The sequence below is a fragment of the Pantoea sp. SYBGC1 genome, assembly GCF_057197005.1.
The window spans coordinates 14,689-40,342 of record NZ_JBXUNM010000008.1; the positions used below are offsets into that span (position 1 = coordinate 14,689).

Genomic DNA, 25,654 nt, shown 5'->3' on the forward strand with positions numbered 1-25,654 from the left:
TAATTTTACAGGGCGCAGGAGACGCAGCCCTCAACCTCCGTGCCTTGTAGCGCCATCTGACGCAGACGAATGTAATAGAGCGTTTTAATGCCCTTTTTCCAGGCGTAAATCTGCGCCTTGTTGATATCGCGCGTGGTGACGTCGTCGCGGAAAAACAGCGTCAGCGACAATCCCTGATCGACATGCCGGGTCGCTTCAGCATAGGTATCGATAATCGCTTCCGGACCAATCTGGTAGGCATCCTGATAAAACGCCTGGTTTTCATTGGTCATAAACGGCGCCGGATAATAGACGCGTCCGGTTTTACCCTCTTTACGGATCTCAATGCGCGACACAATCGGATGAATACTTGAGGTGGCGTGGTTGATGTAGGAGATAGAACCGGTTGGCGGGATCGCCTGCAGATTCTGGTTAAACAGCCCGTGCTGCATCACCGCCGACCGCAGCGCCTGCCAGTCAGCCTGCGTCGGCAGAACAAGACCGGCATCGTCAAATAGCTGCGCAATGCGCGCGGTGCGCGGCTGCCAGCTGCGCGTAATATATTTGTCGAAGTACGCTCCGCTGGCGTAGTGCGACTGCTCAAACCCGTCAAAGCTGCGCTGACGCTCCCGGGCCAGCTGGTTTGAGGTACGCAGTGCGTGAAACGTGACGCAGTAAAAGTAGAGGTTGGTGAAATCAAGCGCCTCTTCTGAACCGTAGGCGATACCTTCCCGCGCCAGATAGCCGTGCAGATTCATCTGCCCGAGGCCAATGGCGTGTGAACGGCGATTGCCTTCGGCGACGGACGGCACCGAAGCGATCTCACTCATCTCTGACACGGCAGTGAGCGCCCGCACCGCCACCGCCACGGTGCGGGGGAGGTCACGGGAATCCATCGCGTGTGCGATATTCAGCGAGCCGAGATTACAGGAGATATCTTTGCCCGTGCGCCGGTAGCTGAGATCCTCATTCAGTTCGCTGGCGCTGTTCACCTGCAAAATTTCTGAGCAGAGGTTGCTCATATTAATGCGCCCGGCAATCGGATTGCTGCGGTTAACGCTGTCCTCATACATGATATAGGGGTAGCCCGACTCAAACTGGATCTCTGCCAGCGTCTGGAAAAAGTCGCGCGGGTTGATATAGGTTTTGCGGATACGATCGTCCGCCAGCATCGCGTCATAGTGCTCGCTGATGCTGATATCGCCGAACGCTTTGCCATAGATGCGCTCAACGTCATACGGCGAAAACAGCGCCATATCCCGGTTCTCTTTTGCCAGCTGAAAGGTGATATCCGGGATCGTTACGCCCAGCGAGAGCGTTTTGATGCGGATTTTTTCATCCGCGTTTTCACGTTTGGTATCGAGGAAGCGCAAAATATCGGGATGATGGGCGTTCAGCCAGACCGCACCGGCACCCTGACGCGCGCCCAGCTGATTAGCGTAAGAGAACGCATCCTCCAGCATCTTCATGACCGGGATCACGCCGGATGACTTGTTTTCGATACGCTTGATCGGCGCCCCCGCTTCGCGCAGGTTAGAAAGCAGAAACGCCACGCCGCCGCCGCGTTTAGAGAGCTGCAGGGCAGAGTTCACCGCGCGGCCAATCGACTCCATATTATCTTCAATACGCAGCAGGAAGCAGGAGACCAGCTCACCACGCTGCTGCTTGCCGCAGTTCAGAAACGTGGGCGTGGCGGGCTGGAAACGGCCGCTCAGGATCTCTGCCAGCAGCGCCCGCGCCTGCTGCTCATCGCCGCGCGCCAGCGTCAGCGCCACCATACAGGCGCGCTGGGTGAAGGTCTCCAGGTAGCGTTTGCCATCAAAGGTTTTCAGCGTATAGCTGGTGTAAAACTTCCAGGCACCGAGGAAGGTGTGAAAGCGGTGATCCTGCGCATCCGCTTCATCATGCAGTGCGCAGAGAAAGCGAAAGTCATACTGATTCAGGACGCTGGCTTCGTAGTAGCCTTCCTCAACCAGATAGCGCAGCCGCTCAGCGGCGGAGCTGAAGGTCAGCGTATTGGGCTGAACGTGCTGCAGGAAAAACTGCCGCGCCGCTTCGCGATCTTTTTCAAACTGAATATGACCCGCTGTGTCATACAGATTCAGCATCGCGTTCAGCGCGTGGTAATCGAGCTGCGTGCTGTTCAGGGTGTCTGCTGTTGCCAAAATTGGGTTACTCCTGCTTTAACCTGCGCAATGTCTTCCGGCGTGCCCATCATTTCAAAGCGATAAAGGCAGGGCACCTGACATTTACGCGCAATGATGTCGCCTGCCAGGCAGAAACCGCTGCCGAAATTGCGGTTGCCGGCGGCAATGACGCCACGGATGCCGCGACGATTTGCGCTGTCGTTAAGAAACTGAATCACCTGGCGCGGGACGGCCCCCTGCACACCGCCGCCGCCATAGCTCGGCACCACCAGAATATAGGGGTGGTCAACCTGCAGCCGCTGGTTAGCTTCTGCAGGGATGCGGTGCGCCGGCAGCGCCAGGCGGGTAATAAACCTGTGTGTGTTTTCTGACCGGCTGGAAAAATAGACCAGCGGATACATGGCGCTATTCACTTACCGCAGCGGAGTGCCGCAGCGCAGCAATTTTATCTGGACGGAAACCGCTCCAGCTGTCATCCGGCGTCATGACAACCGGCACCTGGCGGTATCCCAGCGCTCTGAGTTCTCCGAGCGCTTCAGGCGCGGTATCAAGGTTGATGAGCTGATACGTCATGCCGCAGCGGTCCAGGGCATTTTTAGTGGTATCACACTGGACACAGTTACTCTTAGTGTAAATAATAATGCTCATGATTCGCATTTCCTTTTAGTGACAGGAAGATAGCGGCTGTTGCCAGTCGCAACCGGTCATAAATCAATATGTAGTGCCTTTTGTATAACTAAATACTAGATGTGGTGCTTGCTGCGGTCAACCCGATAACCGAAGGGGGTATTGCTCTGGCGGTACAACAACCCAGGCAGGCTGCGCTTTTTGCAATAGAAAAAATTTTTCTGGTCGCTGAAAAGCAAAAAAAAGCCCTGCATCAGCAGGGCTTTTTCAGAATCATGTGCCGGTTAGCGGCGGGACACCAGCAGTGCACCCAGAACCAGACCCACGGCGGCACCCACTCCTACGCCATGCCACGGCTTATCGCGTACGTAGGCGTCAACCTGATAGCCGGCATCGCGCGCCGCCTGGGAAACTGAACTATTGCCGTTCATTTTCGCACGGGTCTGCTTCAGCAATTTTTGCGCCTTGTCGCGCGCGCTGTCGACTTCATCTTTAGCATCGCTGCCATAAGACTTGAGCAACGCTTCCAGCGAATCAGCCAGATCGTTTACATCCTGATTGATATCAATGTCATCGTTTTTAGTGGTTCGATTAAACATTTTTCGCTCCCTTTGATTTAAAACGTAATACTAAGTGTAGACGATACGTGATTAAACGCAGCGCTATGCCAGGCTTTAGGGAAAATCCGAATGTCTGTACCATAGGTCTGTTGTAAGGTTGCGGGGCTGTGAGAAGAGAGGAGCAAGCATGTATTTACGTCCGGATGAGGTTGCGCGCGTACTGGAGAAAGCAGGATTCGAAATGGATGTTCTGACGCCAAAAACCTATGGTTACCGCCGTGGTGAAAACTACGTCTATGTTAACCGTGAGGCGCGTCTGGGACGCACGGCGCTGGTGATCCATCCTACGCTGAAAGAGAAAAGCCAGCACTTTGCTGAGCCCGCCTCAGAGATGAAAACCTGCGATCACTACACGCAATTCCCTCTCTACCTGATGGGTGATTCACAGGAACACTACGGTATTCCCCACGGTTTCAGTTCCCGCGTTGCGCTGGAGCGCTATCTGCAGGGCGTGTTTGGCGCCTGATTTCCCGCCCCGTTAACGCGGGGCTCTCCCGGCCTGTACCATCCCCGGTTTCTGCCACGTTGCAAAACGCAGCGCGGATGCGTATAACTCTGTATCCATATAGAAGTTTAGACGTCCATATGGATTATCAGTATGCAAAGCGCGAATACCCCTCCGCAGGAAAGTTTCAAACGCACGATGAAAGTGCGGCACCTGGTGATGCTGTCGCTGGGTGGCGTCATTGGCACCGGCCTGTTTTTCAATACCGGCTATATCATCTCAACCACCGGTGCAGCGGGCACGCTGCTGGCCTATCTGATTGGCGCGCTGGTGGTCTGGCTGGTCATGGCCTGCCTGGGCGAGCTGGCGGTAGCGATGCCGGAAACCGGCGCGTTTCACGTCTATGCCGCACGCTATCTGAGCCCGGCCACGGGCTATACCGTCGCCTGGCTCTACTGGCTCACCTGGACCGTGGCGCTGGGATCGAGCCTGACCGCGGCCGGTTTCTGTATGCAGTACTGGTTCCCGGCGGTGCCGGTCTGGCTCTGGTGCCTGGTGTTCTGTCTGGCTATCTATCTGCTGAATATCATCTCGACGCGCTTTTTTGCCGAAGGTGAGTTCTGGTTCTCAATCATTAAAGTGGTCACCATCATCGCCTTTATTGTGCTGGGTGGCGCCGCGATGTTTGGCTTTATCCCGCTGAAAGATGGCTCTGCCGCGCCTGGCCTGCATAACCTGACGGCGTCAGGCTGGCTGCCGCACGGCACGCTGCCGATTCTGATGACCATGGTGGCGGTAAACTTTGCGTTTTCCGGTACTGAACTGATTGGGATTGCAGCAGGGGAGACCGAGGATCCGCAGAAAGCGCTGCCGCTGGCTATCCGTACTACCGTCGCGCGCCTGATTATCTTTTTTGTCGGCACGGTATTTGTGCTGGCGGCACTTATTCCGATGGATCAGGCAGGCATCGTCAAGAGCCCGTTTGTTCTGGTGTTTGAAAAAATCGGTATTCCCTGGTCAGCTGACATCTTCAATTTTGTGATTCTCACGGCGATCCTCTCCGCCGCTAACTCCGGCCTCTATGCCTCCGGACGCATGCTCTGGTCGCTGGCGAATGAAAATACGCTGCCGCGCTGTTTTGCGCGCGTGAACCGGCGCGGTATTCCGGTGCTGGCGATCACCATCAGCATGCTGGGTGGCCTGCTGGCGCTCTTCTCCAGCGTGATCGCGCCGGATACAGTATTTGTGGCGCTGTCGGCGATCTCCGGTTTTGCCGTGGTGGCCGTCTGGCTCAGTATCTGCGCCTCGCACTACGTTTTCCGCCGGCGCTATGTGCGTGCCGGCAAGGATATCAGACAACTCGCCTGGCGCGCGCCATTCTATCCGGTGGTGCCGGTGCTGGGGTTTGTGCTCTGCCTGCTGGCGTGCGTGGGGCTGGCCTTCGATCCGTCGCAGCGCATTGCGCTCTGGTGCGGTATTCCGTTTGTACTGCTCTGTTATGCTGCTTACTATGTTACCCGGCGACGTAAACCCCTTAAGACGCAGGAGAGCAACCATGCCGCGTAACCCGATTGCTGAAGCACTCACCCAGACCCGTCCGCTGATCCTTGATGGCGCACTGGCCACCGAGCTGGAGGCGCGCGGCTGCGATCTGGCAGATTCCCTCTGGTCAGCAAAGGTGCTGATGGAGCAGCCGGAACTGATTTATGCCGTGCACCGCGACTACTTTGCTGCCGGCGCGCAGGTGGCGATCACCGCCAGCTATCAGGCAACGCCGCGCGGTTTTGCCGCGCGCGGCCTGGAGAGCGGCAAAGCGGGCGAGCTGATTCGCCTGAGCGTGACGCTGGCGCAGCGTGCACGCGATGACTATCGCGCCGCTTCCGGCACCACGGCGCCGCTGCTGGTCGCCGGTTCGGTGGGGCCGTGGGGCGCCTATCTGGCAAACGGGGCCGAATATCGCGGCGATTACGCGCTGCCGCCGGAAGAGATGAAAGATTTCCACCGGCCGCGCGTGGCGGCGCTGCTGGAGGCGGGTGTCGATCTGCTGGCGTGTGAAACGCTGCCGTCGTTTGGTGAAGCGCAGGCGCTGATCGCGCTGCTGGCTGAATTTCCGCAAAGCAGCGCGTGGTTTTCGTTTACGCTGCGTGATGCAGAGCATATCAGCGACGGCACGCCGCTTGAGAGCGTGATGAAGGTGATTAACGCGGCACCGCAGGTGGTGGCGGTGGGGATCAACTGTATCGCGCTGGAGAGCGTCACGCCGGCGCTGCGGACGCTACAGGCGCTGACGCAGAAGCCGCTGCTGGTCTACCCTAACTCCGGCGAGCAGTATGACGCAGAGAGTAAAAGCTGGCATTCAGCACCCTCAGGCTGCACGCTGCAGGAGAAGTTTAACGAATGGCAGCAGGCGGGTGCGCAGCTGATTGGCGGCTGCTGCCGGACGTCGCCTGAGGATATCCGGGCAATTGCTGCCTGTTGTCAACGCTGAATAAGCACAAAAAAAGCACACTGATAGCGCGATTGTCGTCAGTGAAAAGCCAGAGAGCACGGTTTACACTGTGCTCTCTGACTCTGATGCGGATCTGCTATGAACCTGCGACACACTCTTCCCGCCTGCGCGCTGCTGCTAAGCGGCTGTGCCACTATTGTCGGTACAGACACGCAGCCGGTAAAAATCGACTCCATTCCGCAAGGCGCCCGCTTTACGGTACAGGATGAGACCGGGCGCGCGGTGGCGCAGGGCTACACGCCTCAGACCGTGGACCTGGCAAAATCAAACGGCAGTTACTTCGGCAAAAAACATTATCAGGTCATGCTGGAAAGCCCGGGCTATGTCCCGCTGACGCTGCCCATTGAGGCGAGTGCCAATCTCTGGTACGTGTTGGGAAATATTCCGCTGCTCGGCTTCCCGGGCTGGCTGTTAGTCGATCCGTTCTATGGCGGGATGTATACCCTGAAGCCGGATCATCCGCAGCCGGTGCTGAACGTAACGGGCGCGCGCGGCCGCTAACTCCCGCGGGTTCGTAGGGGGCGCATTCATGCGCCCCTGGCAAATTTCCGGTAACGTCGGCCAGGGCGCCATTAATGGCGCCCCTACGAAAGGTTCAGGCGCCGTAGGGGGCGCATTCATGCGCCCCTGGCAAATTTCCGGCAACGTCGGCCAGGGCGCCATTAATGGCGCCCCTACGAGGGATTCAGGTGCCGTAGGGGGCGCATTCATGCGCCCCTGGCAAATCGATGCGCCCTTGGCAGATTCCCGGCAACGTTGGCCAGGGCGCCATTAATGGCGCCCCTACGAAGGTTTCAGGTGCCGTAGGGGGCGCATTCATGCGCCCCTGGCAGAATGTTCAGGTGCCTCAGGATTACCGTAGGGGGCGCATTCATGCGCCCCTGACAAATCAATGCGCCCCTGGCAGATTCCCGGCAGCGTCGGCCAGGGCGCCATTAATGGCGCCCCTACGAAAGGTTCAGGCGCCGTAGGGGGCGCATTCATGCGCCCCTGGCAAATCGATGCGCCCCTGGCAGATTCCCGGCAACGTCGGCCAGGGCGCCATTAATGGCGCCCCTGCGAAAGGTTCAGGCGCCGTAGGGGGCGCATTCATGCGCCCCTGGCAAATCGATGCGCCCCTGGCAAACCTGTAAAATTCGCTGCTTACTGGGCGGTGGGCTTGACCATGGCGTTGCCGGATTTGTGCTGCGCCAGGTACTGCTGCTGAAAAATACACATGCGGATGGTGTTGCGGTATTCACCGTTGATAAAAAATTCATGCTTCAGCACGCCTTCGACTTCAAAGCCCAGCTTACTGTAGATATGAATCGCTTTCTCATTCTCCTGATCAACAATCAGATAGAGCTTGTAGAGATTCAGCACGGAAAAACCGTAATCCATGGCCAGCCGGGCCGCCTTGCTGGCTAAACCTTTCCCCTGATGCCCCGGTGCGATGATGATCTGAAACTCCGCGCGGCGGTGCACATGGTTAATCTCCACCAGCTCGACCAGTCCCGCTTTTTCCTCTTCATACTCGACCACAAAGCGCCGTTCGGTCTGATCGTGAATATGCTTGTCATAGAGGTCGGAGAGCTCAACAAATGCCTCATAAGGCTCTTCAAACCAGTAGCGCATCACGCTGGCATTATTATCCAGCTGATGAACAAAATGCAGATCTTCCCGTTCCAGAGGGCGTAGTTTCACCGTCATAACAGTTCCTGAATTTTTAGTGGAGTGCGCCTGAATAGGAGGTGCGCATCAATGCGCACCCTGCAGATGTGGTGCAGGCATATGCGACCCGGAACCTGTGCGCCGTTATCCCACGATCCGTCCCTGCGCCATATGCGCCGCGCGGTCGCACATATGATCGATAACATCCGGATCGTGGCTGACCAGCACCATGGTCAGCCCGTCGTTCTGTTTGAGATCGTTCAGCAGGTTGAGGATCTCCGCCTGGACTGACATATCCAGCGCCGATGTCGGTTCATCCAGCAGCAGGATTTTAGGTTCCAGCAGCAGCGCGCGCACAATCGCCACGCGCTGGCGCTGTCCGCCTGAGAGCTGATGTGGATAGCGGTTCGCCAGCGCCGGATCGAGACCCACGTGACGAAAGCCTGCGTCGATGCGGTCATCGATATTATCGCGCTTTAACAACTTCAGCGGCTCCGCCAGCGTGCGGCGCAGGCGATGGCGCGGATGCAGCGAGGCATACGGATCCTGAAACACCATCTGCACATCGCGCCGCAGCTGGCCGGTAAAGGCTTTACCGGGCTGGACTGCCGTCTGCGCCAGCGTCATCTCGCCCTGCCAGTGGGGATTCAGACCCGCCAGCACCCATAGCAGCGACGATTTGCCGCAGCCTGAGGGACCAACCAGACCAAAACATTCACCGGCAGCGACCTGCAGGGAGACGTCGTGCACCACGGTACGCAGCTCATAGCCGTGCTTATGGGCGACGCTCAGGTTTGATAACTCAATCATTCTCTCTCTCCAGCGCGGCGCGATCCAGCACCGGCAGACGTTCGCCGTGCGTCGCCTTACCGGGACGACAAGCCCACAGCGTGCGGGTATAAGGGTGGGTAGCATGAGAGAGCTGTGCGGCCGGCAGCGTATCAAGCAGCCGGCCCTTATACATCACCATCACCCGTTCGCAGTGCTCTGAAACCTGCTGCAGATCGTGGCTGATCAGCAGCAGCCCCATATTACGCTGCTCCACCAGCTGGCGGATCAGCGCCAGCACCTGGTCGCGCATGGCGTGATCGAGCGCGGAGGTTGGCTCATCGGCAATCAGCAGCTCCGGATCGGTGATCAGCGCAATCGCCAGCATCACGCGCTGACCCATACCGCCGGAGAGCTGGTGCGGGTAGCGCTTCATCAGCTGACGCGGTTCAGGCAGGCCAACGGCGGCCAGCATCTCACACACTTTCTCGCGTCGCTCAGCGCGGCTCAGCTTGCGATGCAGAATCAGCGGCTCTTCCACCTGCCAGCCGATGGTGCGCGTCGGGTTAAGCGCATATTTCGGGTCCTGCATCACCATCGCCACTTTACCGCCGCGCAGCGTGATCCAGTCACGCTCCTGCAGACGCTGAGCATCAGCACCGGCAATCTGCAGACGTTCAGCCTGCAGCTGCAGGGAGGGGGAGAGCAGGCCCATCAGCGAGCGTGCGGTGAGCGATTTGCCGGAGCCGGACTCACCGACCAGCGCCACGCGTTCGCGGCCAATCTGAAAGCTGATGTTATCCACCAGCAGTGCGTCGCCGCTGCGGATGCTCAGCCCGCGGGCATCAATCAATAACTCATTTGGCATGGCGGGTATCCAGTCGATCGCGCAGGCCGTCGCCTGTCAGGTTAAACGCCAGGCTGGCGAACAGAATCGCAGCGCCGGGCGCAGCCGCCACCCACCACTGATCAAAAATCACTTTACTCCCTTCGGCAACCATCGAGCCCCATTCGGCAGTAGGGGGCTGTACGCCCATACCGAGGAAGCCGAGACCGGCAGCGGAGAGAATAATACCGCCGAGGCTGAGTGCAGCACGCACGACGGCAGTCGGCAGGCAGAGCGGCAGAATATGGCCGAACATCAGCCGCAGGCCGGTGATACCCTGCATGCGCGCGGCGGCAAGATAGTCGCTGCGGCGCAGCGCCAGCGTCTCTGCACGCGCCTGGCGGGCAAACGGCGGCCAGCTGGTCAGCGCCAGCGCCAGTGCGCCGTTCATCAGGCCCGGACCGAGCATGGCGACCAGCGCCAGCGCAATCACCAGGTTCGGTAGCGACAGGAAAATATCGGTAATGCGCATCAGCACGCGCTCGGTCCAGCCGCCGACGTAACCGGCGGTAATACCAATCAGTAATCCCACCGGGATCGTCAGCACCAGGATCAGCGACACCAGCAGCAGCGTCGGGCGCGCGCCGTAAATCACGCGCGACAGCAGATCGCGGCCAAAGCCGTCGGTGCCAAACCAGTGCAGCGCGGAGGGCGGCAGCAGGCGCTGGTTAATGGTCTGCACATTCGGATCGAACGGGGCCAGCCAGGGGGCCAGCAGCGCCATCGCAATCAGAATCACCACCAGCGTCAGGCCGATGGAGAGGGAGGTCACGCGCGCCCGACGACGACGCGGACGCACGCTTTCCAGTTCGTGAAGTTGTTGAGTCATCGGGTTCTCGGATCGGTTAACCAGGTCAGGGCGTCAGCCACGGCGTTAAGCAGAATAAAGCAGCCGCCAATCAGCAGCGTGGCGCCAAGGATAGCCGGCACATCCGCTGAGAACAGGGCGTTGGTCATATAGCGGCCCACGCCCGGCCACGCGAATACGGTCTCTGTCAGCACCGAACCTTCCAGCAGCGTGGCATAGGAGAGCGCAATTACGGTGATCAGCGTACCGGTGACGTTGGGCAGGATATGACGCAGCAGAATGCGCGTGTGGCCTGCGCCTTTTGCGCGTGCCAGAACCACATACTCTTTGCTGCTCTCTTCGAGCAGTGCGGCACGCAGCAGGCGGGTAATGCCCGCCATCGCCAGCAGACCGAGGATCACGACCGGCAGCCAGAGGTGCGCAATCGCATTACGGAACATCTCCGGATCGCCGGAGAGCCAGCTGTCGATCAGCACAAAGCCGGTTTTGGGTTCCAGCGTATAGACCCAGATATCATCCAGCTGGCCCGGTCCGGCTGACCAGTGCAGCACCGCGTAGAACAGCAGCAGGCCCAGCAGCCCGAGCCAGAACACCGGCACCGAATAGCCCAGCAGCGAAATAAAACGCGCCACGTTGTCGATAACACTGCCCGGCTTCCACGCCGCCAGCAGCGCCAGCGCCACGCCAAACACGGCGGCAAAGATCATCGCGCAGGTGGCCAGCTCAATCGTGGCCGGGAAGGTACGCAGCAGATCGGCGCTCACCGGCTGATTCGTCAGATGAGAGAGACCCAGATCGCCGCGCGCCAGATGGCTGATATAGCGCCAGAACTGCACCAGCACCGGCTGGTCAAGTCCGAGATCGTGCCGCACCTGCGCGTAGGTCGCTTCGCTGGCGTGATCGCCGGCAATCTGCTGCACCGGATCGACCGGTGAGAGGTGCGACAGCATAAAGGTAAACGCCAGCAGCCCGAGCAGCGTCACCAGCAGCGAGAGCAGGCTGGTGACAAGGCGGCTGCCGCGCTGCCAGAGTGACCGGGCGAACCCGGTCTGTGAAGCAGATACGGACATTATTTAGAGACCTGCGCGTAATAGACCATATCGGGGTTGATACCCTGCACATAGCCTTTCAGATTGTCGCGCAGCGCCACCAGGTTACGCGCCTGCAGGCCAATCACGTACGGGGAGTTTTTCAGCACTTCGCGCTGCATCGCCTGATAGAGTTCTGCGCGTTTGTTGCTGTCCGCTTCCGCTGTCGCGGCCAGCGTCTGTTTGCTCAGCTCCGGAATGTGCCAGTCAGAGCGGTAGGCGATGGTTTTGCTGCCATCTTCCGGGTTATAGGCAAATGAGGCGGCGTTGGTGTTAGGATCGAAATAATCGGCACCCCAGGCGTTCAGCGTCGCTTCAAACTGATGCGCTTTAACGCGCGTTGAGACTTCAGAGCTGAGGCCCGGCTGCACCTCAACTTTTACGCCGCCCTTCGCAAAGCTGCCCTGCAGCGCCTGAGCGATATCAAGATAAGGCGGCTGGTTGCTGGTGGAGAGCGTAAAGCTCACATTGGTCAGGCCCGCTTTCTTCAGAATCGCTTTGGCTTTTTCCGGATCGTAGCTGTATGGCGTTTCATTCAGCGCGCCCAGGAAGCCTTTTGGCAGGAAGGTCTGATGCACTTCAAACTGCCCTTTCAGCAGGTTATCGGCAATGCCTTTATAATCGAACAGATAGCGTGCCGCTTCCCACAGCGCCGGATTTTTCAGCACCGGATCTTTGCCGACGTTAAACTGAATGTAATAGAGCGACGCCATCGGGATCGCATCAGTTTTGACGCCCGCCTTGCCTTTCAGCGCGGCAATCTGGTCAGCGCCCAGGTTACGTGCGATATCCACATCACCCTGTTCCAGCAGCAGGCGGCGCGCCGCAGGCTCCGGTACGTTTTTGATCAGAATGTTCTTCAGCTTTGGCGCACCGGCGGGAGAAGAGGGGTTTGCCGTCAGCAGAACCGCTTCATGCAGCACGACTTTGCGGATCTGATACGGGCCACTGCCGGCAGAGTGAGTGCCCAGCCACGCATGACCGAAATCACCGTTTTTCGCATTAGCCTGCGCCGTTTTTTCATCAATGATAGAAGAGACCGGTGCCGAGAGCAGGCTCAGCACATAGGCCGGGCTGACGTTAGCGTTCCAGCTGATCTGTACGTGCTGGTCATCCACCTTTTTCAGGAAGCTATCAACGTTATCTTTATTCCAGCCGAGCTGCGTCAGGATAAAAGAGGGATCAAGATTGAGTTTAACCACGCGACCCAGCGAGAAGATCACATCTTCCGGGCGCAGCGGGTTGCCGCTGGCAAAGGTCGCATCTTTACGCAGCTCAAACGTCAGGCTGCGGTTATCGCTGCCCGGCTGCCATGAGGTCGCCAGCGTCGGTTTCAGGTCGGTCGGGTTTTGCGGATCGGACTGAACCAGGCGCTGATAGATATTCGTGAATGACTGTACCGTGGTGAGTTCAAAACCCTGCGCCGGATCGAAGCTGTCAGCATCATCGGTAGACTGTGCAATCACCAGTGTATCTTTGGGTGTGACAGCGTGCGCAGAGAAGGCGGCCACCAGCGACAGCGCCAGCAGTGAGGGAATAATTTTTTTCATGTTGTTTCCTTGCCTTAAAAAAGTAACGCGAGTTTACGAGAGCGTACCAGTGAAGAATAGTCTATTTATGGCTATGCATATGCTTTTAGGTTCTAAGCCCGGCGGTTCTGTTATAAGGGTTATGGCCGCTAATAACCAGCATAGTACGCATCAGATACGCTTTTTCAGAAATGTTTCAGCCCCGGCTTTTCTCCCGATGAATGGGACGGCTGTCGCAGATCGTTAATAGCTTGCTCAACCAAACGGCAACAAAATTTAGATAAAACGCTCATGCGCTATATTCATCTTTACTTCATTAACCGCGTAAATATAATAACGGCAATTAACTATCTGGAGGATCTCGTTGAACAGTCAACTTTATCGATGGCGATACAGGGCAAGCTGAAGCACGGATCCTTTTCCTGCTGCTTGCCACTCTGGCGGGCGGCACATTCTGTTTTCTGCAGAATGCTCCCGGACACTCAATGCGGATAACCAACACAGGTTCGCGGGAGTTATTATGTCTCTGATCTACAACGCGCTATTTCCACCGCCCCGATGCGCACGCTGATTCTCAGCGTGCACCTGTCTGCTGCGCGTTAAACCTGACTGCGCATTTTCAGTCAGGTATTACGCCACACAAATTCACTGGCTCACTTTTATCTGGTGCGGGATCGTCACGCTTTTTATTAATTAAAAGCGCGCCATCTTTTTGCCCGATAATTGCGGGTTCAGCGTGCTGATTAATTAGCAGGCTCTCTCTGCTTATTATGCGTCTGGCGCAGGATAGCGCCTGCCTGAATAACACCATCGGGGTGTCACATGAACAATATGAAATATAATCTGCAGCGGAATAACCGGAAAAAGGATCTGCAGTCGCCGCTTTACCGGATTGAACAGGAAGCGGGCTTTACCGCGGATGAAACGCTGGTACGGCTGTGCAGTCAGGCTTCCGGCCTGACCGAAGAAGAAGCCGCTGCGCGCCTGCACTACTATGGCCCTAACGAAGCGCTGCACGCTAAAGCACCGCCGGTGCTGCTGCAGCTGCTGCAGGCGTTCAGCAATCCGTTTATCTATGTGCTGATGGCGCTGGCCGTCGTCTGTTTTTTCACTGACTACTGGATACCGCGGCAGCGGGGCGAAGAGAGCGATCTGACGGGTATCGCAATCATCCTCACCATGGTCACGCTGAGCGGACTGCTGCGCTTCTGGCAGGAGTTTCGTACCAATAAAGCGGCGCAGGCGCTGAGATCGATGGTGCGCACCACCGCAACGGTGGTACGACGCTCCTCGCTGCAGGCGTCGCCGGTGCGCAGGGGAGTAGATACCGGCTCACTGGTGCCGGGCGATATCGTTTGTCTTTCCGCAGGCGATCTGGTGCCGGCCGATATTCGCCTGCTGGAATCGCGCGATCTGTTTATCAGTCAGGCGATCCTGACCGGTGAGTCGCTGCCGGTGGAGAAATATGACATCACCGATCATGTCACCGGTAAAGCGGCCGGCGCGCGTGAAGCGGGGAGATCGCTGCTGGAGATCGGCAGCATCTGCCTGATGGGGACCAGCGTAGCCAGCGGCAGCGCAAAAGGGGTGGTCGTCGCCACCGGATGCGATACCTATTTCGGCACGCTGGCAACATCGCTGACCGGTAACCGCAGCCAGACGGCGTTCGATCGCGGGGTAAACAGCGTCAGCTGGCTGCTGATCCGCTTTATGCTGGTGATGGTGCCGGTGGTATTGCTGCTTAACGGCTTCACCAAAGGCGACTGGCTGGAAGCCTCTCTGTTTGCGCTGGCGGTCGCGGTGGGTCTGACGCCAGAGATGCTGCCGATGATCGTCAGCTCTAATCTGGCAAAAGGGGCTATCGCCATGTCGCGGCGCAAGGTGATTGTGAAACGCCTGAACGCGATTCAGAACCTGGGCGCGATGGATGTGCTGTGTACCGACAAAACCGGCACCCTGACGCAGGACAACATTACGCTGGCACAGCACGTCGACTGCGCCGGGGTGGAGAACAGCCGCGTGCTGATGCTGAGCTGGCTCAACAGCCTTTACCAGAGCAGCACCGCGAATCCGATCGATCGCGCCATTCTGCACTACGGCGGCGCGCGTCTGGGCAGTGCGGTCAGCGACGCGTGGAGCAAAATCGATGAGCTGCCGTTTGATTTTGTCCGGCGGCGCGTGTCGGTTGTGGTACATAACCGCCGGCTTAACCAGCAGCTGCTGATCTGCAAAGGTGCCGTTGAAGAGATGCTCAGCATCGCGGTGGCAGAGCGTGAAGGCAGGCTGATTCAGCCGCTGGATGAGGCCCGGCGCGCGGAGCTGCTGGCGCTGGCGCACGGGTATAATCAGCAGGGTTTTCGCGTGCTGCTGGTGGCAAGCCGCGTACTTAACGAGCCGGGTCTGCAGCAGGCGCTGAACGTTGCGGATGAGCAGAACCTCATTATAGAAGGGCTGCTCACGTTTCTGGATCCGCCCAAAGCCAGCGCCGCACCGGCGGTCAGCGCGCTGCGCGATAACGGCGTCGCGGTAAAAGTCCTGACCGGAGATAACCCGGTGGTGACCGCGCGCATCTGTGCAGAGGTGGGTATCGACAGCGGCGCCATCGTAACCGGTGAGCAGCTGGCGCGGATGAGCGACGAGCAGCTGGCGCAGGCTGTGCAGCAGAGCGCGGTGTTTGCCAGACTCACGCCGCTGCAGAAAGCGCGCATTGTGACGACGCTGCAGCAGCAGGGGCATACCGTCGGTTTCCTGGGCGACGGCATCAATGACGCCCCGGCGCTGCGCGCGGCCGATGTCGGGATCTCCGTAGACAGCGCGGCGGATATCGCCAGAGAGTCCTCCGATATCATTCTGCTGGAGAAAGATCTGCTGGTGCTGGAGGAGGGGATCATCAAAGGGCGCGAGACCTTCGGCAATATCATCAAGTACCTCAACATGACCGCCAGCTCTAACTTTGGCAACGTGTTCTCGGTGCTGGTCGCCAGCGCGTTTATTCCGTTTCTGCCGATGCTGGCGATCCACCTGCTGATTCAGAACCTGATGTATGACATCTCGCAGCTGGCGATGCCGTGGGACAAGCTGGACAAAGAGTTTCTGCAGAAGCCGCGCCGGTGGGACGCGCGTAATATTAAACGGTTTATGCTGTGGATCGGCCCGACCTCCTCTCTGTTCGACATCACCACTTTTGCGCTGATGTGGTATGTGTTTGCCGCGAATACGCCAGAGATGCAGTCGCTGTTTCAGTCGGGCTGGTTTGTCGAGGGACTGCTGTCGCAGACGCTGGTGGTGCATATGCTGCGCACCCGCAAAATCCCGTTTATTCAGAGCCGCGCCGCGCTGCCGGTGCTGCTGACCACCGCCTGCGTCATGATCGCTGGCGTCCTGCTGCCGTTCTCACCGCTGGGGGCCAGCGTCGGGCTGACGCCGCTGCCGTGGTCCTACTTTCCGTGGCTGGTGGCGACGCTGTGCGGTTACTGCCTGGTGGCGCAGGGCATGAAGACCCTCTACATCAAACGTTTTGGTCAGTGGTTCTGATCTGCAGGAGGAGCGATGAAAAAGCCGGAACTGACAAAGGTGGTCTGCCACCTGGTGTTAATGATGACGGTGATTACCGTGCTAACGTTAGTGTTACGTTAGTTCATCGCGGGCAGCATACGCTGCCCGTTTCGCTATCTGTCCGGGAGAAAGGTATGAGCCAGTCACAACGCGCGTTGATTATCGGTGCTTCAAAAGGGATCGGGCTTGCGGTGGTACAGCAGTTTTTACAGGCGGGCTGGGACGTGACCGCCACCTTCCGCCGCACGGCGGTATCATACCAGCACGAGCGGCTGCGCTGGCTGGCGCTGGATATCACCGACGCCACGGCGCGGGCGACGCTGCTGCAGCAGTTACAGGGTGAGCAGTTTGATGCGGTGCTGATCAACGCCGGCATCTTTGGCCCGGATGCGCAGCAGCTGCAGCAGGCAGAGGATGCGGAGCTGAGCGAGCTGTTTCTCACTAACGCGGTAGCTCCGGTGCGGCTGGCGGAAGGCCTGCTGCCGCTGCTGCGTGATAAGCAGAGCGTGGTAGGGATCACCACGTCACAGCTGGCGAGCCTGAATGAAAACCGCGTCGCCGCGATGCCGCTCTACTCGGCCAGCAAGGCGGCACTCAATATGCTGAGCCGCGCGCTGGCAAAAGAGATGCGACCGCAGGGAGCGACGCTGCTGTCGCTGCATCCGGGCTGGGTGAAAACCGATATGGGTGGCGAGAACGCCGATATCACGGCAGAAGAGAGCGCGGCAGGGATGGTTACCCAGCTGCAGCGCTATCGTGGCGAGGGTGGTCATCACTACCTTGATTATAAAGGTGACGCGCTCGCCTGGTGATGATTCGGGCCGGTTTACGCGTCGTCAGGCGCGTAATACTGCACCCCGATCTCAATGCGTTCGCGGCCGCCGGCCACGCGGTGACGATTGGTATCGCGCAGTGAATAGATGCAGCCGCAGTACTCCTGCTGATAGAAGCGCTCGCGCTTGCTGATCTCAATCATGCGCGACGAGCCGCCGCCTTTACGCCAGTTAAACTCCCAGTAGAGCATATCCGGATAGTGCGCCGCCGCCCGCACGCCGCAGTCGTTGATCTGCTTCATATCTTTCCAGCGTGAAATCCCGAGCGAACTGGTGATCACCGGAAAGCCGTGCTCGTGCGCGTAAAGCGCGGTGCGTTCAAAGCGCATATCGAAACACATGGTGCAGCGTACGCCGCGTTCCGGCTCCCACTCCATGCCGCGCGCGCGCTCAAACCAGTTATCTTTGTCGTAGTCAGCATCCACAAACGGCACGCCAAACTGCTCAGCAAAGCGGATATTCTCCTCTTTACGCAGCTCATACTCTTTCAGCGGATGAATATTCGGGTTGTAGAAGAAAATGGTGTAGTCGATGCCGGAGGCGAGCATCGCTTCCATCACTTCGCCGGAGCAGGGCGCACAGCAGGAGTGCAGCAGCACTTTATTGTGTCCGCCGGGCAGCGGCAGCGGCTGACGTGTGAAGGTTTCAGACATAAGTAACCGTTAAGCTTGCAGAGAATAGGCGTAGTGTAGGGAGTTACAGCGCCGGATGCAAAATGCGGCAGCGGAAAAACAAAAAGGCCGCAGGGCGGCCTTTTTATCACAGCAGTGCAGCTTACTCGCTGACTTTCTGTTTCAGATCGCTGGCACCTTCTTTGGTTTTGTTCCAGCCTTTCTGTGCGCCTTCTTTGGTCGCATCCCAGCCTTTCTCAGTCCCTTCTTTGGTCTTGTTCCAGGTTTTCTGGGTGCCTTCGCTGACTTTGCTGGTCATGCTGTCGCGCTCGCCCTGTGCCGCGTGCTTCGCTTTAAGACGCTGCTCTTCGCCCTGATGCTGTGCCTGATGCAGTTTCTCTTTCGCGGTGTTAGCGCCAGCCTGAGCGTTAGCGACCGTATCGTCAGTTGCGTGTGTGGTAGCCGCAAACGCGGAAGAAGCCAGCAGGAAAGCAGATACAGCAATAATGGTCTTTTTCATCATAGTCCCTCATTTAACGTATTTGGTGATATGAGCGTAGTTAAGAGTGGCACACTGAGCAACGTTGCGCTCCAGGATAAAACTGTAAGTGAATGAAACGTGCTGAGGGGGTTAGGTTAGCTGGGAAAACAGCCGCAGGTATTGTTGAGCAGGTGTGGCTTTTGAAAGGACGAATGCAGGATTTTGGCTGAGTTATCGCTTGAATGGGTGGGGTTGTTGTATGGGCGGGGATAAGTCGGGGAAGAAAATGAAAGTGCTGTATGGTCAGCCTGAATTAGTAAGCAGCAGGTGCAAAAGTCTGAAGGATTTAGTCGTGCAGGCTTTGGGGTCTACTGCGCTGGCGGAATCTGAATAGGGTGCGCAATCCTATGAAATTGATTATTTTTTTGCAATTCAACTTTGGATCATGTACCTAAACGTGTACCAATTACCGGATCCCATACCCCGGACCGGCTGCGCTAGGATATCGAATATTCAGCGCTAAATCCAAAATAAAATGATTTATGAAAAAAGTGTTCACACTGTTAACTTTTGGTTTTTTATGCATTAAATTCATAAGGTTGTGCAGTGAATGGTTTGCGGTGGAATGTCCACTACTGTGCATTAAGGGTAATCACCTTGAATTAAATTTCGTAAAAGTCGTTCTCCGTCGCTACAGGGAGGGTGTCTTATTACATTCTATGCTGACAATGTCAGCTCTTTGTAGAGGCCAGACTTTGATATGCCAAAGTGTTAGTTAACGGAAAGTAGAACACGATCTTTATCAATGACTTAGATTTGTGGTTAAATAACCAGCCTAGGATAAATCCGACGCGAGCTTATCAATGATTGATAATGATAACCCCGGCAAATTAATTTGGCATGTTGCATGTGATGAATCAGGCATTGACGGCCAAAGATTTTACGGTTTCGGCAGTTTGTGGATGAAATATCAGCGACGTGGAGACTTTGCTCGCATTGTTAGAGCATTGCGCGAGAAACATGGATTCTATGAAGAGATTAAGTGGCAAAAAGCCCATTCGAAGCGATATGCCGAATTTTACATTGAACTTATCGATTTGTTTTTCAAATTGCAATGGTTGGCTTTTCACTGCATCATAATTGAAAAATATATAGTGAATAAGAAATATCATAATGGGGATTATGATATTGCTAGAAGAAAACACTTCACGAAGCTGCTAACCACGAAAATCAGCAGCGTAATATCAGCTCATCCTGAGAGAGAAAGTCACTTTAGGATTGAGGTTGATCCAATAGCGTCTCGTTACAAGAAAGCTGACGAAGAGTTTCATGTGATTGCTAACAATATACTTAAAAGGAAATTTGGTAGGCCTGGAATTATTTCTAGCGTGGTTACTAAGGATTCCAAGTCATCTGAGAACATTCAAATAGCGGATTTTTTTCTTGGTGCAGTCATGTGTGCTTATCAGGGGAAAGCTTCTTCTGAGGCAAAAATTACTATCTCAAATAAGGTTGCTTCATATCTTGGCTGGGAGAATTTGCAAAACGATACGTGGCATACTGAGAGGAAGTTCAATATCTGGTATTTTTATGACTCAACAAAAGGCTCTAGGGATATAGAGACAAAAACAGTGCGTTTGAAATATCCACTGCCAAAAAAGTAAAGGAGCCGACCTCACAGCCAGCGCGGTTGGAGTACCAGACCAATTATCGAGTCGAAGTTACCAACTTGGCGGTTTTCTTTCGGGAGCCGCCTCTTTATTCCCAAAGATTGATATGAAAGATGATACACCCTTTTTAAAAATCGTCAATCAACCTGTTAGTTTGAGTGCAAAATAAAGTTTTTTATGATGTAATTTCATTGACGAACATCAAATCGGGATAAGGTTGTTTAGCCGACAAACGAAAAATGCAGGAGAGATAAGGTCAGCTTAATCGTTTCCCTCACCCATTGCTTAACACAGAGTGCTATTAGTAATGTCCTTGCACCTGTCACATGTGCACATCCGCTAACTTATAACATCGGATGCAGTGAATTGTATATGATCTAGCTCTCTATTTTTAAAAGTAATGCTGGGTGAAAATTTAAAAAAATTTTATAATGGATTAAATATTTTGCGATTATTCAAAATGATTTTGATATTTTAATTAGATAGCTTGAATGTTTTCACACTAGGCTTTGATGATTGATATTTTAAGTTTTTATATAAATCTAGCGTGGGGGTGTGTGAATATTCAGGAGCGATTACCAACTAACTATGAATGGGCTGAAAATGAAATTCAAGGTGCTGCCTGCCGGAAGTACGTTACCAATTGAGCAATCTAATTGTGCCTACTTGATTACTGATAACTGGGATGACTGGTTTGAATTTTCCACTATGTATACATTGGTGTATATAAACTCAAAAAATGAAAAAAATGTTATTGGTTCTACTAAGATAGGCCAATTTAATATGGTCAAGGGCCAAAGTAGACCAAATATACCCGACGTTTTTGAAAAATTAGATGGTAAATTTTTCTCTGTCGGTCAAGATGATAGCTTTTACGAAGAGTTGAATGAAATCGGAGAAGATATCCGAAATGAAATATTGTCATCGCTTAATGATATTGCTCTTCGCGAAGACATCTATGATAAAGCAATTAATGAGCGAGTGACAAGTGTTTCACTTCTAAGGTCTGTTAGTCACACATCTATCAAAGGACAGTTCCGCAGGCTTGCTAATGGAGGTGCTCGGCTTTCAAAATATACATTTTCTTATGAGTCACCAATAATGAAAGGTACTGACTCTGAAAGAATCACTTTAAGCTTCAAAGTAGTGCCAGAAAGTAATCCCCCAACAAATATTCACGTATTAATTGGGCGGAATGGAGTTGGGAAAACACATTTAATGAATAATATGATTAATTCATTAATTGACGAAAATAAAACACCAGCAAAAGTTGGTGAGTTTTCATCTAAAGATCAGTTAGCTGGTGAGCTTTTCTCTAACGTAGTGTCAGTCACTTTTAGTGCTTTTGATGAAACAGAACCGTTGCCAGAGAAAAAAGATAAATCCAGAGGCATTCAGTTTTCATACGTAGGGCTTAAAAGAGTAAAAAAAGGCGATGAGAAAAACCTCGCACCCAAGAGCCCTGTAATACTAAAAAATGAATTTGTAAAAAGTATGCTTTCTTGCAGGGCTGGAGGAAAAGTTGAACGTTGGAAAAGGGCAGTGGATAAACTGGAGTCAGACCCTGTGTTTGCTGACATTAACGTAGTTTCAATATTAAATAAGCAAGAAGATGATGAATTCAAAGAAATAGCTGGCAGAATATTTAAAAATTTGAGCTCTGGGCATAAAATTGTATTGTTAACTATTACTAGGCTTGTTGAGACAGTGGAAGAAAGAAGCTTAGTTTTTTTGGATGAACCAGAAGCCCATCTTCACCCACCACTATTGTCAGCTTTCATAAGGTCGCTCTCTGATCTGTTAACTAATAGAAATGCAGTATCTATAATAGCTACCCATTCTCCTGTGGTTCTCCAAGAAGTCCCTCGAAGCTGTACTTGGAAGTTGTGGCGTAGTGGCTATCTTTCTAAAGTAGAGCGATTAGAAATTGAATCATTTGGTGAAAATGTGGGGATACTTACTAGGGAGGTTTTTGGATTGGAAAACACTGACTCAGGATTTCACAATCTCCTTAATGATGCTGTAAATAAATTCGAGGATTATGATTCAGCTGTTGAGAATTTTAATGATCAGCTTGGTGTTGAAGCTAGAGGTATTTTGCGTGCTTTATTCTCAATTAAGAGCAATCAGCCATGAAAAAAATTCTAAAGCCAACTGATAGTGCATTGGACGTATTTACAGTTTGTATTGATAGAATTCGTGATGGAGATTTAAAGTCTAGACTAACGTCATGTTCTCAAGAAATAAATGATTCATCTTTAGAGTTTGATTTGAAAGCAGCTAATGCACAATTACATACAATTTTACCTAAAGACAATGTGGCTTCATCTGTAACGGTTGACGAAATGAAAGCCGTATATACAGGCAGGATGGCGAAAAAATTAGCGCCTGGGCGTATCTTTTACGATAAGTTAATGTCATTGCCAGATCATGGTAGATGCCCACTATGTTCTCAAAGAGTGGTTTCAACATTAGATCATCATTTGCCGAAAGCACATTTTCCATCATTGGCTGTTTCTCCTTTTAATCTCATCCCTGCATGCCAAGACTGTAATAAAACAAAGAGCGAAGATATTCCCACTTGCTCTGAGGAAGAAACTTTGCATCCATATTATGATGATGTAGAAAATTTTGTTTGGATCAAAGCAAGAATAAGCGAATCTATTCCTATAGCTGTTATATTTTATGTAGAGCCGCCTAACGGATGCTCAGTAATTCTAGCTGAACGGATGAAGTATCACTTCAAAGCATTTAAGTTAGCTGCTCTTTATGCGTCACATGCTGCTGAAGAGCTAGCAAGCATTGAGTATATTGCGAAGGATGTTTATGACAAAGGTGGTAGTGAGGAATTAAAAAAATACTTGTCAGAAACTGCAGCAGGGAAAAAATTTGTAAACCTAAATTCTTGGCAATCTGCATTATATACTTGTCTCTCTGAAAATAACTGGTTCTGTGAGATAAGGTTCAGATTGTAGAAAATAAACACAGTTTGTATCTGTGAAATCCAAAGCAGTGTTTCTTTTTCAAAGCGACCAATGTGTTAAGTCTACTGCTCGTTCGTAACTGATATAAGAAAATGCATCAATTATAAAAACCGGCACAAAGCCGGTTTGTGTGGATGAGATGATCAGACGCTACACGCTGGCAACCAATCGGTCTCGCTATCCTCATGTAACGTCAGGTTGGTTTGTATACCGTTATTTGTTCGTCGCTTGAGCAGCACACGCTCATACTCTTTCAGCGTCTGTGGCACAGCCTGGCCGAAAGCCGTCAGGCTGAGCGGATACTGATGACCACGCGATTCCATAAACGACAGGTAGGCATGATAGAGATAGCGCTTCGGATTCAGCGGGCGAATGTTGGCATTGCCAATAAATAGCCCGTTCGGCGTGCTCAGCGGCATCAGGTAGCCACAAAAATCGACCAGCGGATCAGCCTGTCGCTTTATCTCCAGCGCTTCGCCGGATGATTGCTGCGCCTGTAACAGCACTCGTGCTTCGTCAGGTGACGCGAAGCGCTGCATCAGGTGACGCACAATGACGGCCAGCTCGGCGCTGATTTTATCCAGTAACTGCGGATCGCGCTCTTTTGCCGGTATCACCTCCGGGAAGGTCAGGATTACCCGGCGGCGCGACACGCCGCCACTGCGGTCGCTGAAGCGCATCGGATTGTTATTCACCGCCAGAATCACCGCCGGGATATGCGTTGAATAGGCGTCACGGTATTTCGGATCGATTGCTACCGCATCGCCGCCGGTGATCGCCTTGATGCCCGCACCGTCGCCGCTCCATTTCTCCTGGTCTGGCAGGATAATTAGAGAGAAGCCCACCACGCTGGCGCGCTCGCGGGAGGATTCCAGCGTGTCGATGGTGGCTGACGTGGTGTTGTCTTTTCCGGCCAGCAGAGTGGCAATCGAGGCCATAACGCTTTTACCGCTTCCGCCGGGGCCGGTCACCTCAAGAAACATCTGCCAGTCATAGCGGTTTGCCAGCACCATAAATAACGCCGCGAGAATGCGCTCCTGCTTGTCGTGATTATGCCCGGCGGCCCGCGTTAACCAGCGCCAGAAAGCCGGGGCGTGGTCTGCGAGATTTTCACCAGAACGTGGCGCGGTGTAGTCCACGCTGTTGACGGTGCGCAGCCAGTGCTCGCGGCGGTGCGGCCTGAAGGTGCCTGTTGTGGTGTCATACACGCCGTTACGGAAACCAATCAGGCGGCGGGACGGTTCATCCATCTGCGGCACCATCAGCTTGAGCGTGTCCAGCACGCTGCCTATACCGGCGGCCGAGAACGGTGCGCGTACTTTCTGAAACAGCGCGGCTATTTCCCGGCGCAGCGTCTTCGCCTCCATCACCTGCCATGCGCCGTTCTCATAGCGGCAGATTTCCTCTCCGACCGGCGGTACGGCCAGCGCCTCCCCGTAGTGGGCGACTAGCAGCTCGGCTTTCTGGCTGGCGCTCATAGCCTTCAGGTCGGCCTCGCTGACGGATTCAAACGGACTGAGTGGCTGCGGCTGCATGAAGGCGGTGAGCTGCGCCTGTGTGGCGATATCGCCCTGCGCCTGCCACACGTCATTCCAGTCACCCGTTACCGGTGGCAGAGCCGCTTTCCCGGCGCAGGCTTTCGCCGCTTCCTCTGCCTTTAACTGGCCGGTGCCGTTGTCGTCGCGATCGGCGGCAATCATCATCAGCGCGCCGGGGTGTGACTCACGCAGCCGCTTTGCCAGCGCGGGCAGGTTGTTAGCGCTCAGCGCCACGTAAACCGCCTGCCCGGTCAGCCGGTGCACGGTCAGGCCGGTGGCATATCCTTCAGTGAGCCACAGCGTTTTGCCGTCCGGCTCGCCTGCCAGCCAGTATGTGCCTTTCACCTGCCCGCCGGGCAGAGTGCGCTTGTCGCCAGCGGCGCTGATGAGCTGCACGTTAACGGCCGTGCCGTCTTCGCCGGTCAGCGGGATGAGCACGTCCCCGGCGGCAAAGCTTATGCCGCCACAGCGCAGCGCATCCCCAAGTGTGAGCGCCTGCGTACCGTGCAGCCCTTTGGCTGAAAGGTAGGCGTTGTCCGTGCGGCTGACGGCGGCGGCTATCAGTGCCTTTGCCCGTCCGGCGGCGTCTGCCTGCGCTCGGTTTTTGTCTACGGCTTCATCATGCATAACCGGGGCTGACTCCGGCAGCGTGCCGAGCATTCCGGCCACTTTCATGGCGGCCTCTTTAGTGCTGATACTGAGCGCCTTTTCCACCAGGCTAAGGCCGTCGCCGGCCCCGCACTGGTTACAGAGCCACGTTCCGCGCCCGTTCTGATTGTCAAAACGGAAGCGGTCTTTGCCGCCGCACGCCGGGCAGGCACCGTGTCGCCCCCCAGCGTGCACGCTGATGCCGAGGGCGGGCAGAAGCTGCGGCCAGAGTCCGGTTGCCGCCTTTACGGTGTCAGAGACGATATGTTTCATCTGCA

At 54.9% G+C, this 25,654-nt stretch carries 22 protein-coding genes; 9 read left to right on the forward strand and 13 right to left on the reverse strand.

Translation table 11 applies throughout. The features are described from left to right. Nucleotides 1–5: 5 nt before the first annotated feature. From nrdE to AC2CF9_RS13575, 4 genes are all read right to left on the reverse strand, one after another. On the reverse strand, nucleotides 6–2,144 hold the full coding sequence (nrdE, locus tag AC2CF9_RS13560; RefSeq protein ID WP_484557247.1) for a class 1b ribonucleoside-diphosphate reductase subunit alpha: 2,139 nt from the start codon (nucleotides 2,142–2,144) through the stop codon (nucleotides 6–8). Beyond that, on the reverse strand, nucleotides 2,123–2,527 hold the full coding sequence (gene nrdI, locus AC2CF9_RS13565) for a class Ib ribonucleoside-diphosphate reductase assembly flavoprotein NrdI (protein WP_039379768.1): 405 nt from the start codon (nucleotides 2,525–2,527) through the stop codon (nucleotides 2,123–2,125). Before nrdI ends, nrdE begins: the two co-directional genes overlap by 22 nt. Before the next feature lie 4 nt (nucleotides 2,528–2,531). Next, on the reverse strand, nucleotides 2,532–2,774 hold the full coding sequence (gene nrdH, locus AC2CF9_RS13570) for a glutaredoxin-like protein NrdH (RefSeq protein ID WP_150018117.1): 243 nt from the start codon (nucleotides 2,772–2,774) through the stop codon (nucleotides 2,532–2,534). Between the two features lie 263 nt (nucleotides 2,775–3,037). Continuing rightward, nucleotides 3,038–3,352, reverse strand: coding sequence for a DUF883 family protein (locus tag AC2CF9_RS13575; RefSeq protein ID WP_150018118.1), 315 nt, complete (start codon nucleotides 3,350–3,352; stop codon nucleotides 3,038–3,040). A 148-nt stretch (nucleotides 3,353–3,500) separates the two neighbouring features. Here AC2CF9_RS13575 and AC2CF9_RS13580 point away from each other — a divergent pair, with 148 nt between their 5' ends. From AC2CF9_RS13580 to AC2CF9_RS13595, 4 genes are all read left to right on the forward strand, one after another. Further along, nucleotides 3,501–3,839: a DUF2002 family protein gene (locus AC2CF9_RS13580; RefSeq protein ID WP_039379762.1), complete on the forward strand. Its 339-nt coding sequence runs from the start codon at nucleotides 3,501–3,503 to the stop codon at nucleotides 3,837–3,839. A 132-nt stretch (nucleotides 3,840–3,971) separates the two neighbouring features. Next, on the forward strand, nucleotides 3,972–5,384 hold the full coding sequence (gene mmuP / locus AC2CF9_RS13585) for an S-methylmethionine permease (protein WP_484557248.1): 1,413 nt from the start codon (nucleotides 3,972–3,974) through the stop codon (nucleotides 5,382–5,384). Beyond that, complete coding sequence (gene mmuM, locus AC2CF9_RS13590; RefSeq protein ID WP_484557249.1) at nucleotides 5,374–6,306, forward strand: homocysteine S-methyltransferase; 933 nt, start codon at nucleotides 5,374–5,376, stop codon at nucleotides 6,304–6,306. Before mmuP ends, mmuM begins: the two co-directional genes overlap by 11 nt. A 99-nt stretch (nucleotides 6,307–6,405) precedes the next feature. Continuing rightward, nucleotides 6,406–6,828: a hypothetical protein gene (locus tag AC2CF9_RS13595; RefSeq protein ID WP_094111732.1), complete on the forward strand. Its 423-nt coding sequence runs from the start codon at nucleotides 6,406–6,408 to the stop codon at nucleotides 6,826–6,828. Between the two features lie 642 nt (nucleotides 6,829–7,470). Here the strand turns inward: AC2CF9_RS13595 and speG are convergent. From speG to AC2CF9_RS13625, 6 genes are all read right to left on the reverse strand, one after another. Then, entirely contained in the window at nucleotides 7,471–8,016 is a 546-nt protein-coding gene (gene speG, locus AC2CF9_RS13600; protein WP_150018121.1) for a spermidine N1-acetyltransferase, read from the reverse strand. Nucleotides 8,017–8,121: 105 nt separating this feature from the next. Further along, complete coding sequence (locus AC2CF9_RS13605) at nucleotides 8,122–8,787, reverse strand: ABC transporter ATP-binding protein (protein ID WP_039379752.1); 666 nt, start codon at nucleotides 8,785–8,787, stop codon at nucleotides 8,122–8,124. Next, nucleotides 8,780–9,613: an ABC transporter ATP-binding protein gene (locus AC2CF9_RS13610; protein WP_150018122.1), complete on the reverse strand. Its 834-nt coding sequence runs from the start codon at nucleotides 9,611–9,613 to the stop codon at nucleotides 8,780–8,782. The genes AC2CF9_RS13605 and AC2CF9_RS13610 overlap by 8 nt, the downstream gene beginning before the upstream one ends. Beyond that, nucleotides 9,603–10,460 (reverse strand): ABC transporter permease, encoded by an 858-nt coding sequence (locus tag AC2CF9_RS13615; protein WP_065648634.1) that lies wholly within the window; start codon nucleotides 10,458–10,460, stop codon nucleotides 9,603–9,605. The genes AC2CF9_RS13610 and AC2CF9_RS13615 overlap by 11 nt, the downstream gene beginning before the upstream one ends. Further along, on the reverse strand, nucleotides 10,457–11,509 hold the full coding sequence (locus tag AC2CF9_RS13620) for an ABC transporter permease (RefSeq protein WP_484557250.1): 1,053 nt from the start codon (nucleotides 11,507–11,509) through the stop codon (nucleotides 10,457–10,459). The genes AC2CF9_RS13615 and AC2CF9_RS13620 overlap by 4 nt, the downstream gene beginning before the upstream one ends. Then, nucleotides 11,509–13,077: an ABC transporter substrate-binding protein gene (locus AC2CF9_RS13625; protein ID WP_094111730.1), complete on the reverse strand. Its 1,569-nt coding sequence runs from the start codon at nucleotides 13,075–13,077 to the stop codon at nucleotides 11,509–11,511. Before AC2CF9_RS13625 ends, AC2CF9_RS13620 begins: the two co-directional genes overlap by 1 nt. 801 nt (nucleotides 13,078–13,878) lie before the next feature. Here AC2CF9_RS13625 and mgtA point away from each other — a divergent pair. After that, nucleotides 13,879–16,590 carry a magnesium-translocating P-type ATPase gene (mgtA, locus tag AC2CF9_RS13630; RefSeq protein ID WP_484557251.1) on the forward strand — a complete coding sequence of 904 codons (2,712 nt, stop codon included), beginning with the start codon at nucleotides 13,879–13,881 and terminating at the stop codon, nucleotides 16,588–16,590. Between the two features lie 155 nt (nucleotides 16,591–16,745). Next, a complete protein-coding gene (locus AC2CF9_RS13635; protein WP_150018125.1) occupies nucleotides 16,746–17,423 on the forward strand; it encodes an SDR family oxidoreductase in 678 nt (225 codons plus the stop codon). 14 nt (nucleotides 17,424–17,437) lie between these two features. Here the strand turns inward: AC2CF9_RS13635 and AC2CF9_RS13640 are convergent, their stop codons facing one another. Continuing rightward, nucleotides 17,438–18,097, reverse strand: coding sequence for an epoxyqueuosine reductase QueH (locus AC2CF9_RS13640; RefSeq protein WP_065648639.1), 660 nt, complete (start codon nucleotides 18,095–18,097; stop codon nucleotides 17,438–17,440). A gap of 121 nt (nucleotides 18,098–18,218) precedes the next feature. Continuing rightward, nucleotides 18,219–18,575, reverse strand: a complete 357-nt coding sequence (locus tag AC2CF9_RS13645) for a hypothetical protein (RefSeq protein WP_150018195.1) — start codon at nucleotides 18,573–18,575, stop codon at nucleotides 18,219–18,221. 824 nt (nucleotides 18,576–19,399) lie between these two features. Here AC2CF9_RS13645 and AC2CF9_RS13650 point away from each other — a divergent pair. From AC2CF9_RS13650 to AC2CF9_RS13660, 3 genes are all read left to right on the forward strand, one after another. Then, nucleotides 19,400–20,200, forward strand: coding sequence for a DUF3800 domain-containing protein (locus tag AC2CF9_RS13650; RefSeq protein ID WP_484557252.1), 801 nt, complete (start codon nucleotides 19,400–19,402; stop codon nucleotides 20,198–20,200). A gap of 609 nt (nucleotides 20,201–20,809) precedes the next feature. Continuing rightward, nucleotides 20,810–22,342 (forward strand): AAA family ATPase, encoded by a 1,533-nt coding sequence (locus AC2CF9_RS13655; protein WP_484557253.1) that lies wholly within the window; start codon nucleotides 20,810–20,812, stop codon nucleotides 22,340–22,342. Next, nucleotides 22,339–23,181, forward strand: coding sequence for an HNH endonuclease (locus AC2CF9_RS13660; protein ID WP_484557254.1), 843 nt, complete (start codon nucleotides 22,339–22,341; stop codon nucleotides 23,179–23,181). Before AC2CF9_RS13655 ends, AC2CF9_RS13660 begins: the two co-directional genes overlap by 4 nt. Before the next feature lie 152 nt (nucleotides 23,182–23,333). Here the strand turns inward: AC2CF9_RS13660 and AC2CF9_RS13665 are convergent, their stop codons facing one another. After that, the gene (locus AC2CF9_RS13665) at nucleotides 23,334–25,649 is read right to left on the reverse strand and encodes a primase-helicase zinc-binding domain-containing protein (protein ID WP_484557255.1); all 2,316 of its coding nucleotides are present in this window, start codon (nucleotides 25,647–25,649) and stop codon (nucleotides 23,334–23,336) included. Nucleotides 25,650–25,654 lie beyond the last annotated feature (5 nt).

Coding starts and splice junctions, on each gene's coding strand:
- nrdI (WP_039379768.1), bottom strand. CDS start 2,527: ATGTATCCGCTGGTCTATTTTTCCAGCCGGTCAGAAAACACACACAGG.
- nrdH (WP_150018117.1), bottom strand. CDS start 2,774: ATGAGCATTATTATTTACACTAAGAGTAACTGTGTCCAGTGTGATACC.
- AC2CF9_RS13575 (WP_150018118.1), bottom strand. CDS start 3,352: ATGTTTAATCGAACCACTAAAAACGATGACATTGATATCAATCAGGAT.
- AC2CF9_RS13580 (WP_039379762.1), top strand. CDS start 3,501: ATGTATTTACGTCCGGATGAGGTTGCGCGCGTACTGGAGAAAGCAGGA.
- mmuP (WP_484557248.1), top strand. CDS start 3,972: ATGCAAAGCGCGAATACCCCTCCGCAGGAAAGTTTCAAACGCACGATG.
- mmuM (WP_484557249.1), top strand. CDS start 5,374: ATGCCGCGTAACCCGATTGCTGAAGCACTCACCCAGACCCGTCCGCTG.
- AC2CF9_RS13595 (WP_094111732.1), top strand. CDS start 6,406: ATGAACCTGCGACACACTCTTCCCGCCTGCGCGCTGCTGCTAAGCGGC.
- speG (WP_150018121.1), bottom strand. CDS start 8,016: ATGACGGTGAAACTACGCCCTCTGGAACGGGAAGATCTGCATTTTGTT.
- AC2CF9_RS13605 (WP_039379752.1), bottom strand. CDS start 8,787: ATGATTGAGTTATCAAACCTGAGCGTCGCCCATAAGCACGGCTATGAG.
- AC2CF9_RS13610 (WP_150018122.1), bottom strand. CDS start 9,613: ATGCCAAATGAGTTATTGATTGATGCCCGCGGGCTGAGCATCCGCAGC.
- AC2CF9_RS13615 (WP_065648634.1), bottom strand. CDS start 10,460: ATGACTCAACAACTTCACGAACTGGAAAGCGTGCGTCCGCGTCGTCGT.
- AC2CF9_RS13620 (WP_484557250.1), bottom strand. CDS start 11,509: ATGTCCGTATCTGCTTCACAGACCGGGTTCGCCCGGTCACTCTGGCAG.
- AC2CF9_RS13625 (WP_094111730.1), bottom strand. CDS start 13,077: ATGAAAAAAATTATTCCCTCACTGCTGGCGCTGTCGCTGGTGGCCGCC.
- mgtA (WP_484557251.1), top strand. CDS start 13,879: ATGAACAATATGAAATATAATCTGCAGCGGAATAACCGGAAAAAGGAT.
- AC2CF9_RS13635 (WP_150018125.1), top strand. CDS start 16,746: ATGAGCCAGTCACAACGCGCGTTGATTATCGGTGCTTCAAAAGGGATC.
- AC2CF9_RS13640 (WP_065648639.1), bottom strand. CDS start 18,097: ATGTCTGAAACCTTCACACGTCAGCCGCTGCCGCTGCCCGGCGGACAC.
- AC2CF9_RS13645 (WP_150018195.1), bottom strand. CDS start 18,575: ATGAAAAAGACCATTATTGCTGTATCTGCTTTCCTGCTGGCTTCTTCC.
- AC2CF9_RS13650 (WP_484557252.1), top strand. CDS start 19,400: ATGATTGATAATGATAACCCCGGCAAATTAATTTGGCATGTTGCATGT.
- AC2CF9_RS13655 (WP_484557253.1), top strand. CDS start 20,810: ATGAAATTCAAGGTGCTGCCTGCCGGAAGTACGTTACCAATTGAGCAA.
- AC2CF9_RS13660 (WP_484557254.1), top strand. CDS start 22,339: ATGAAAAAAATTCTAAAGCCAACTGATAGTGCATTGGACGTATTTACA.
- AC2CF9_RS13665 (WP_484557255.1), bottom strand. CDS start 25,649: ATGAAACATATCGTCTCTGACACCGTAAAGGCGGCAACCGGACTCTGG.